The sequence below is a fragment of the Streptomyces sp. SID14436 genome, from assembly GCF_010548465.1.
Lineage (GTDB): Bacteria > Actinomycetota > Actinomycetes > Streptomycetales > Streptomycetaceae > Streptomyces.
The window spans coordinates 1-9,349 of the sequence record NZ_JAAGMD010000679.1; the positions used below are offsets into that span (position 1 = coordinate 1).

Genomic DNA, 9,349 nt, shown 5'->3' on the forward strand with positions numbered 1-9,349 from the left:
GCGGCCCGGGGTGGGCGTGCGGCCCGGGGTGGGCGTGCGGCCCGGGGTGGGCGTGCGGCCCGGGGTGGGCGTGCGGCCCGGGGTGGGCGTGCGGCCCGGGGTGGGCGTGCGGCCCGGGGTGGGCGTGCGGCCCGGGGTGGGCGTGCGGCCCGGGGTGGGCGTGCGGCCCGGGGTGGGCGTGCGGCCCGGGGTGGGCGTGCGGCCCGGGGTGGGCGTGCGGCCCGGGGTGGGCGTGCGGCCCGGGGTGGGCGTGCGGCCCGGGGTGGGCGTGCGGCCCGGGGTGGGCGTGCGGCCCGGGGTGGGCGTGCGGCCCCGGCTAGGCCTGTGGCCCCGGCTGGGTCTGTGGCCCCGGCTGGGCCTGCGCGGGTCCTCGGCTGGGCCTGCGCGGGTCCCCGGCTGGACCCTCGGGTCCCAGTGGGACCCCATGGCCCAGCCCTGACACTGGCTGGGCCATGGGCCCAGCAGGACCACCCTGTGGCGGCCTCAGGCCCTCACGCGCCGGGGGTCGACCCCCGGCGCGTGAGGGCCGTATCGCACCCGCCCCCGGCGCGTCCCGGCAGGTTGCCGGGATTCAGGCCCGGGTCTCCGACTGGGTGGGCGACTGGCCGCGCTGGCCGGGGAGTTCCGCCGCGAGGCGGGGTGCGGTGCGGGAGCGGTGGGCCGCCGCGGCGGCGCACAGGGACCGGACGGCCGCATCGAAGCGTTCCTGGGACGTCGGCTCGGCCGGGCCCAGGAGGCGCTGCTTCAGCTCGGCGCGGGCCGCGGCCAGCTTGTCGAGCTGCGGATCGCGGACCGACTGCAGCAGGTCCGCGACCCCGCACGCGTCCGGCGCGAGCACCGTCGCCGCCTCCACCGTCGGGAACGCCTGCCGGAACGCCTCCTCGGGCAGCCCGCTGGTGTTGGCCACCGCGTAGGGCTTCTCGCTGGCCAGGAAGTCGCTGATCACGCTGGACACGTCGCTGATCAGCAGGTCGGCCACGTCGAAGCAGGAGTACAGCGCCGGACGGACGTCCGTGACCACCTGGTGCTCCCACTCCGGGAGCGACGCCCAGTACGCCTCCTCCCAGGCGGCCGTGGTCCGCGCCACCGCCTCGGCCCGGCCGGGCTCGGGCGCGGACTGCGCCCGCATCCGCTCCACCTGGTCGGCGGCGGACCGGTAGGTGGCCGCGGTCAGCCGGTCCAGCTCCGCGGTCAGGCGGGCCAGTTCGCCCGACGGCGCGGGCCGCGGCCCGGAACGGCGGCGGTTCGCCGCGCGGATCAGCTCCCGGATGCGCAGGTCGGCGGCGCCCGCCCGCGGGTCCACCGAGCCGGTCAGCGGGTGCGGCTTGTACAGCAGCCGCACCCCCGGGTCGGCGAGCAGCGCCCGAACGAGGTTCTCGCCGGCCGCGACCACCGAGGTGTTGCCCGGGTTGCCGTCCCAGCCCTCCCAGGTGGGCGCGTAGAGCACCGTGGTGTACGGGCCGGCCGGCGGTCCCGCGTAGGGCCGTACGGCGTCCAGTTGCGGGCGGCCGATCTCCACCACGTCCTTGTCCTCCACGCCGACCTCGGCCAGCGCGTACCGTTCGCGCGCCGCCGGGCCGGCCACCCACACCTCGTCGTACGCCTTCGCGTAGGGGTTGCAGGAGGACAGCTTGTCGCTCTCGCCGTGGTTGACGAAGGTGTGCTTGATGGTGGGGATGCGCAGCACCTGCGAGGTCTTGCCGGAGTTGGACGGGTGGATGAGGACCTGGAGCGTGGACTGCTCCAGCCGCATCAGCGTGGAGACCTTGGGCAGGCACACGACGGGGATGTCGGTGGGCGCCAGCTTCGGCACCATGAACCGCTCACGGAGGATGATCACCGGACGGGCGTCCAGCTTGGCGAGCGGTTCCAGCCACATGTTCGCCTGGTAGGCGGAGGAGGGGCCGCCGGAGAAGTACAGGCCGACGGTCGGCCGGTAGTCGGCCAGCCAGGCGTCGAACCAGTCGAGCACCTCCTGTTCGTCCGCGGGGCGCCGGCCGGGCAGCAGCCGCAGCAGGAGCGCGCCCAGGCCGGTCAGGGCGAGCAGCAGGGACAGGGCCACACCGGCCGCCGCCCACCGGGGGTCGTCGCCGACCGCCGTGGCCGTGAGGCCGGCCGTCGCGGGCAGGCCGACGAGCATCAGCCGGTGCCCGGGGCGGCGCAGCAGGGTGGCGGGGGCGCGGGACAGCCGGAGCGCCGAGGCGTCGATGTTGCGGGTCACCACGGGCAGCGTGCGGGTGCGCCGGACCAGGATCGACACGGCCTGGATGGCGCAGTGCAGGGCGTAGAAGACGAGCAGGCCCGCGATCAGCGGGGCGTACTGGTTCTCGCGGTGCTGTTCACCCAGTCGGAGCAGGCCCACCACCAGCAGCAGGTCGCGCAGCACGTGCCGGACGGTGATGTCCGCGTGGGACTTGGCGAACAGCGTCAGCATGCCGGGCTGCCACCGGTACAGCAGGCCCTCCACCGCCAGGGACGCGGCGGTCGCGGCCAGCAGCAGCGGCGCGTTGGGCAGCAGCGCGCCGGCGGCCTGTGCGACGAAGGCGGCCGCCGGGACGGCGAGGACGAGGAGCTTGGCGGCAATGCGCCGCCGTGGGGACGAGGGTTCGGGCACTGCGGTCACTCCAGGGTTGTCGCAGAACGGGCGCCCGGGTTAACGCGCGCCGCCCTCCGGACGACACGCGGGTGTCCGGAACCCTGGAGTGACCGGTCCGTGCTATGCGGCTCCGGTGCCCTTCGGCGAGGGCTGCCGGCCCGGCTGGAGCGCCCGGCGCAGCGGGCCGCCGACCGCCCGGCGGGCCCGGCGGTAGACGGACGCCCGGGAGGCGATGCCGGCCGCGGCGCTCGCCGCCTTGGCCGAGGCCTTCGCGGACTTGGCGCGGGCCAGTTCGCGCTTCAGCTTGGCGTTGTCCGCGGACAGTTCGGAGACCCGCCCGTACATCCAGGCGAACCGCTCGGTGAGTTCGTCCATGTCGTTGCGGATCCAGGGGCGGATGCCCGCGGGGAAGGTCAGCGACCGCAGCTTCTCGTCGAAGGCGGCCCCGCCGTCGCCGTGGGTGAAGGTGTTCTGCAGCCCGTTCTTGTCGAGGAACGCGGTGAACCGGTCGAAGCGCTCGCGGTGGTTGCGGGTCAGCGGGCCGAAGTCGGCCTTCTCGTACAGCTCCGCCGGGTCGGTGTCCGGGGCGGTCTGGTCGAGCTGCTGGTGCGGTATCTCGAAGTACCGGCACAGCTCCAGCGTGCGCGAGTCGAAGGCCAGCACGGTCGCGGGCGTGCCGGCGAGCAGCGCGGCGATGTTGCCGTGGATGCGCGAGCCGAAGGAGTAGTCGAAGTCCCGCAGGTCGTCGAACCAGGTCTGCGGGTCGATGTACACGCGGACCTTGTCCTCGCGGTACATCGGGTGCTCCGGGTGGGTGGGCATCAACTTGATGCGGCCCGCCGGGGAGTTGACGTCCCGCCAGTGCAGCTGCTTGGCGTCGGTGAGGTTCTGGCCTATGTAGCGCAGGTGGGGGTAGCGCTCGTGGGCCAGGCCGACGATCCGGTGCAGCCCGCCGCTGCGCATCGCCGTGTGCGAGCCGTTGACCGCGATCCGCGAGTCGGGGGTGAGCGCCGACGCCTTCTTCTCCACGGTGAGCTTGTCGCCGTGCAGGAACATCGACGGGCAGCCGATGACCTCCACGTCGCGGAAGCCCATCTCGTTGAGGTACTGCTCGGTGAACTCGCCGCGCACGCCGATCGAGGCGCTGTGGTCCAGGACCGCCGAGCAGAAGGCGCGCACGGTCGGTTCCATGGCCTTCAGCCGGGCCGCGTCGTAGTTCACGCCGCTCTGCGCCCCGACGCCGAGGACGACGACCGGGATCCGGAGCTTGGAGATCAGCCGGGTCAGGCGCTGGAGGGCCGCCTCGAACGACGGGCGGAAGGCGTTGGCGAGCGGCACGACGAACACGTCGTACTCCTCGTTGATGCGCCCGGCCGCCGCCGGGTCGGCGCGCATGCCGTTGGAGACGACCTCCGTGTCCGGCGTCGTGAGGATTTTGTGTGCGGCATCACTGAAGATCAGGTTGCCCGAGTTGGTGGCGATGACATCCCGGTGGAGGGCGTCCTCCACGGGTACTACGTCGAACGGACTCTTGCCCGAACGGAGCAGGATGCGTCTCACAGAGGGCCCTTCACGATCTTGAGATGACACAGATGCTCACAATATGTTTGTCAGTTCTTTAATTTCTAGAGGCAACCAATGCAACCTTTTTCACATGTGCGGTACGTGAGGTTCCGGTTACCGTCGGCCAACCGTCCGGGCCGCCCGGCCACCCGTCCCGGGGGATGGACCGGCGCGCGACGAGGGGTCCCCTTCGCGTAGATTGCCGACCGGTGGCCGTACGCACATGAGGGGCAGTGGAACAGCGTGGCAGGGGCAAGACAAGCCGTGAGCGGGGCCCGCAGAACCGTCGTCAAGGTCGGGTCGTCGTCGCTGACCACCGCCTCGGGCGGACTGGACGCCGACCGGGTCGACGCGCTCGTCGACGTGCTCGCCAAGGTGCGCAGCGGGGGCGAGAGGGAGATCGTCCTGGTCTCGTCCGGTGCCATCGCCGCCGGACTGGCCCCCCTCGGGCTGGCCCGCCGCCCCCGCGACCTCGCCCGCCAGCAGGCCGCCGCCAGCGTCGGCCAGGGCCTGCTCGTCGCCCGCTACACCGCCTCCTTCGCCCGCTACGGCGTCCGCGTCGGCCAGGTGCTGCTCACCTCCGACGACATGAGCCGCCGCGCCCACCACCGCAACGCCTCCCGCACCCTCGACAAGCTGCTCGCCATGGGCGCCTTCCCGATCGTGAACGAGAACGACACGGTCGCCACCGACGAGATCCGCTTCGGCGACAACGACCGCCTCGCCGCCCTCGTCGCCCACCTGGTCCACGCCGACCTGCTGGTGCTGCTCTCCGACGTGGACGGCGTCTACGACGGCGACCCCGCCAAGCCCGGCACGTCCCGGATAGCCCAGGTGCGCGGCCCCGAGGACCTCGCCCACGTCGAGATCGGCAGCGCCGGGAAGGCGGGCGTCGGCACCGGCGGCATGGTCACCAAGGTCGAGGCCGCCCGGATCGCCGCCGCCGCGGGCATCCCCGTCGTCCTGACCAGCGCCGTCCACGCCGCCGACGCGCTCGCCGGCCACGACACCGGCACCTTCTTCCACCCCACCGGCCGGCGCTTCGCCGACCGGCTGCTGTGGCTGAAGCACGCCTCCACCCCGCAGGGCTCCCTCACCCTCGACGACGGCGCGGTGCGCGCGGTCGTCGAGCGCCGCATGTCCCTGCTGCCCGCCGGCATCGCCGGCGTCGACGGCGACTTCAGCGCCGGGGACCCGGTCGAGCTGCGGGACACCACGGGCCGTGCGGTCGCGCGCGGGCTCGTCAACTTCGACGCCAAGGAGATCCCCCGGCTGATCGGCCGCTCCACCCACGAGCTCGCCCGGGACCTCGGCCCCGCGTACGAACGGGAAGTCGTACACAGGGACGATCTGGTGCTTCTGCATCCGTAATCGGCCGAAACATCCGCCCTCGGTGGTGGACGTTCCGCAAAACCGCCCCGCGAGCCCCGGCGGCCTGCTCAACTTTGTCCCAGGGACACATCCGCCCGACCCGCGGGCCGGTCCGTGCGCGAAGGAGGCCGTCGTGAGACGAGTACGCCCTGGGACGACGGCGTCCCGCGGTGGTGCCGGCTCCCGGGCGGCCGGCGAGGAACGCACCCTCACCAGCGTCGCGGCCGGGGACCGCTTCGACGGCGGTGAACCCCGCGACCTGCCCCGCCTGTGGCACGTCACCCTCAGCGTCTCCGGCGAACGGGCCCCCATCGAGGACGTCCGCCGCGCCCTGGAACAGCTCGCCCACGACCACCCCTTCCTGCTCACCAGCCGCTACGCCGACGACCACGCGGAGATCCGCTACTGGGAGGAGGCCCGCGACCTGCACGACGCCGCGGCCGTGGCGCTGCGCCTGTGGGGGGAGCACCGGCGGACCGCCGGACTGCCGCCCTGGGAGATCGTCGGCCTGGAGGTCATCGACCGGGCCACCTACCACCACCGCGTCGCCGAGGGCCACGGCCCGGTCCGCGCGCACCCCGTCGGGGTCCACCCCTTCTGAGCACGCCCCGGCCGGGGGACCCCGCCGGGGCCGTCCCGGGGACGGAGACCTCCGTCTCGGGGTGTGGGATGGGCACGGGTTCCGCCCCCCGGCCGCACTACCCTTCCCTCATGACCACGCTCTCGCCTCTCGACTCGATGTCCCCGGTCAACCAGGCCGCCTACCGGGCCAAGGGCGCCGCCGCCACCCTCGCGCCGCTCCCGCGCGCCGAGAAGGACGACGCACTGCTCGCCATCGCGGACGCCCTCGAGGTCCGCGTCGCCGAGATCGTCGAGGCCAACGCCCAGGACGTGGCCAAGGCCCGCGAGGCGGGGCTGAGCGACGGCATGATCGACCGGCTCACCCTGACCCCGGAGCGGGTCCGCGCCATCGCCTCCGACGTGCGTGACGTCGCCGCGCTGCCCGACCCCGTCGGGGAGGTCGTCCGCGGCTCCGCCCTGCCCAACGGCATCGACCTGCGCCAGGTCCGGGTGCCCCTCGGCGTCGTCGGCATCATCTACGAGGGGCGGCCCAACGTCACGGTCGACGCCGCCGCCCTGTGCCTGAAGTCCGGCAACGCCGTACTGCTGCGCGGCTCGTCCTCCGCCTACCGCTCGAACACCGCCCTCGTGCGGGTCCTGCGCGACGCCGTGCACGGCGCCGGGCTGCCCGCCGACGCCGTCCAGATGGTCCCGGGCGAGAGCCGCGACAGCGTGCGCGAGCTGATGCGCGCCCGCGGCCTCGTCGACGTGCTCATCCCGCGCGGCGGCGCCTCCCTGATCAACACCGTGGTGCAGGAGTCGATCGTCCCGGTCATCGAGACCGGCACCGGCAACTGCCACGTCTACGTCGACGCGCAGGCCGACCTCGACATGGCCGTCGAGATCCTGGTCAACTCCAAGACCCAGCGGGTCGGCGTCTGCAACGCCGCCGAGACCCTCCTGGTGCACCAGGACATCGCCGCCGACTTCCTGCCGCGCGCCCTGGAGGCCATGGCCGACGCCGGGGTCACCGTGCACGCCGACGAGCGCGTCATGGCGTACGCCAAGGACTCCCGGGCCACCGTCGTGGAGGCGACCACCGAGGACTGGGAGACCGAGTACCTCTCCCACGACATCGCCGCCGCCGTCGTCGACTCCCTCGACCGGGCCGTCGAGCACATCCGGCTGTGGTCGTCCGGGCACACCGAGGCCATCGTCACCGCCTCCCAGCAGTCCGCCCGGCGGTTCACCCAGTTGGTGGATTCCACCACCGTCGCCGTGAACGCCTCCACCCGCTTCACCGACGGCGGCCAGTTCGGCTTCGGCGCGGAGATCGGCATCTCCACCCAGAAGCTGCACGCCCGGGGCCCCATGGGCCTTCCCGAGCTGACCAGCACCAAGTACATCGTCACCGGCGACGGACACGTACGGCGCTGAACCGGCCACGGCGGGGCACCGGACGGGCGCCGGCGAATTTCCGTACCGTCTGCCCAAATTGACCCCCCAGGTCTACTCTGGATCCGTGCCGGAGGACGTGGGGGGCACGCCGTTCCCTGACGGCTGGGAGCCCGACGACGACCACGACCGCGGGGTGACGGACGAAGAGTTCGCCTCCGTGGTCTTCGACGAGGACTTCGTACGCGCGGCCCGGGTCCACGAGCCGACCGCCGTCGAACGCCTCCTGTCCGCCGCCCGGGCCAGAGCCGAGGCCGCCGAGGCGGAGGCCGCCCGCGCCCGTGCCCGCGGGGAGCGCTCCGACGACCGGTACGGCCGCCACGGCGCCCTGGGCCCGGACGACGACCCCGACGACGACCTGGACGCCCTGGAGGACGCCCACGGCCAGCGGTACGGCGGTCAGGTCCGCTGGCACCGCCCCGTCGCCTGGATGCTCGCCCTCGTGATGGGCATCGGCATGGTCGCGCTGGCCTTCTCCGCCGTCTACCGGGGCGCCTCCTCCCACCGTGAGGAGCCCGTGCCGGCGCCCACCTCGACCGGCCCGGAGCTGGGCGGCGCCGCCGCCGTCCCCTCGGCCTCCGCCGACTACTCCCAGCCCGCCGTCCCGGTGATCCCGCGCAGCCCCTGACACCCGGCGCGGCAGGGGTGAGGGCGCGTCAGAAGTTGCGGCGCGGCCGGGCGTTTACCCGAGCGCGCCGAGACCTACCCTGAAGGTATGGCAGGGCCTGCGGACCCACCCGAGGGGACCCCCGAGGGCGCCCCCGGGGGTGGCGAGGACGAGTACCGGTCCGTCGTCTTCGACGAGTCCTTCGTCCGTGCTGCCCGCCTCCAGGAGTTCTCCGCCCAGGAACGCATCACCGACCACGCGCCCGCCGTGCGCGACCGCCCCACACCGCCGCCGCAGCGGGCGGGCGGCCTCTCCCGGCAGGCCCTCGTCCTCGTCCTGCTGATCGCCGTCGCCTTCGGCACGGCGATCTACATGGGGGTACGCCACCCCTACCGGACACCCGCCGCCGAGGAACCCGCCGAACCGCTGCGCATGACCGTCGTCCCGCTCGCCCCCCGGGAGAAGGTGCCCGGCGCCGCGGACCCCGAGCGGCTCTACGCGCACAGCCCGGCGGCGTCCTTCGCCGCCGGCGCCGAGGGCATACCGCTCCCCGCCTCCCGGGGCACCGCCCACTTCTCCGAGGGCCAGGTCGTGACCGCGCTCAGCACCGCGAAGGACTACCTCGTCCGCTCCGCCCTCGACCCCCACGTGCTGACCGGCGGGGACACCCGCTCGGTGCGGGTGCTGCTCGACCCGGGCCAGATGAGCCAGTTCGACCGCAGCTTCGCCCGGCCCGCCGCGGACGGACGGCACGCGCCCACCGGATGGCTCGTCCGCTTCGACCCCGCCCGCACGGAGCTCGCCGACGACGGCATCCGGGTCCGCGGCACGCTCCAGGCCACCGAGACCGGCGCGGGCACCCTCGAGGTCAGTGCCGACCACACCTACGTGTACGCGCTGCGGCCGGCGGGCGCCGGGGAGGGCGCCGCCGCGTCGCTGTTCACCGTCCGGCGCGAGCTGCGCTTCCGCTTCGACCGCGACGACCTGCGGCTGCACCAGGTCCAGGTCGTCCTCTCCCACGTCCAGGCGGGCCCCCTGTCCTGCGCGGAGGACTCCGCCGGCCACCTGCGCCCGCTGCTCGCCGGCCAGAGCGCCGACCAGGCCGGCCCCGCCGGCACCGACCCCTACGCCGACGGCGGCGCCCCGGCCCTGTGCGGCTCGCTCTCCCCGGCGGCCCAGCCCCGGCTCTGAGCGCG

At 74.1% G+C, this 9,349-nt stretch carries 7 protein-coding genes and 1 pseudogene; 6 read left to right on the plus strand and 2 right to left on the minus strand.

Annotated elements, in window-relative coordinates:
- Positions 1-439 (plus strand): annotated as a pseudogene (locus G3I53_RS33435) (hypothetical protein); the annotation flags it as partial.
- A gap of 132 nt (positions 440-571) precedes the next feature.
- On the opposite strand, the gene G3I53_RS24605 reads toward G3I53_RS33435, so the two are convergent.
- Together G3I53_RS24605 and G3I53_RS24610 are read right to left on the minus strand one after the other, a co-directional pair.
- A complete protein-coding gene (locus G3I53_RS24605) occupies positions 572-2,614 on the minus strand; it encodes a hypothetical protein (RefSeq protein ID WP_343240683.1) in 2,043 nt (680 codons plus the stop codon).
- A 102-nt stretch (positions 2,615-2,716) separates the two neighbouring features.
- Positions 2,717-4,156: a polysaccharide pyruvyl transferase family protein gene (locus tag G3I53_RS24610; RefSeq protein ID WP_164438775.1), complete on the minus strand. Its 1,440-nt coding sequence runs from the start codon at positions 4,154-4,156 to the stop codon at positions 2,717-2,719.
- 267 nt (positions 4,157-4,423) lie between these two features.
- On the opposite strand from G3I53_RS24610, the gene proB reads away from it, so the two are divergent.
- From proB to G3I53_RS24635, 5 genes are all read left to right on the plus strand, one after another.
- Positions 4,424-5,530, plus strand: a complete 1,107-nt coding sequence (gene proB / locus G3I53_RS24615) for a glutamate 5-kinase (RefSeq protein WP_164337539.1) — start codon at positions 4,424-4,426, stop codon at positions 5,528-5,530.
- 133 nt (positions 5,531-5,663) lie between these two features.
- Positions 5,664-6,131 (plus strand): hypothetical protein, encoded by a 468-nt coding sequence (locus G3I53_RS24620; RefSeq protein ID WP_164337540.1) that lies wholly within the window; start codon positions 5,664-5,666, stop codon positions 6,129-6,131.
- A 110-nt stretch (positions 6,132-6,241) separates the two neighbouring features.
- A complete protein-coding gene (locus tag G3I53_RS24625) occupies positions 6,242-7,528 on the plus strand; it encodes a glutamate-5-semialdehyde dehydrogenase (protein ID WP_164337541.1) in 1,287 nt (428 codons plus the stop codon).
- Between the two features lie 58 nt (positions 7,529-7,586).
- Entirely contained in the window at positions 7,587-8,174 is a 588-nt protein-coding gene (locus G3I53_RS24630) for a hypothetical protein (RefSeq protein ID WP_164337542.1), read from the plus strand.
- Positions 8,175-8,261: 87 nt separating this feature from the next.
- Entirely contained in the window at positions 8,262-9,344 is a 1,083-nt protein-coding gene (locus tag G3I53_RS24635; RefSeq protein ID WP_164438776.1) for a hypothetical protein, read from the plus strand.
- Positions 9,345-9,349 lie beyond the last annotated feature (5 nt).

Bases quoted from the DNA above. Each gene is read 5' to 3' on its own strand.
- G3I53_RS24635 (WP_164438776.1), top strand. From the start codon at position 8,262: ATGGCAGGGCCTGCGGACCCACCCGAGGGGACCCCCGAGGGCGCCCCC.
- G3I53_RS24625 (WP_164337541.1), top strand. From the start codon at position 6,242: ATGACCACGCTCTCGCCTCTCGACTCGATGTCCCCGGTCAACCAGGCC.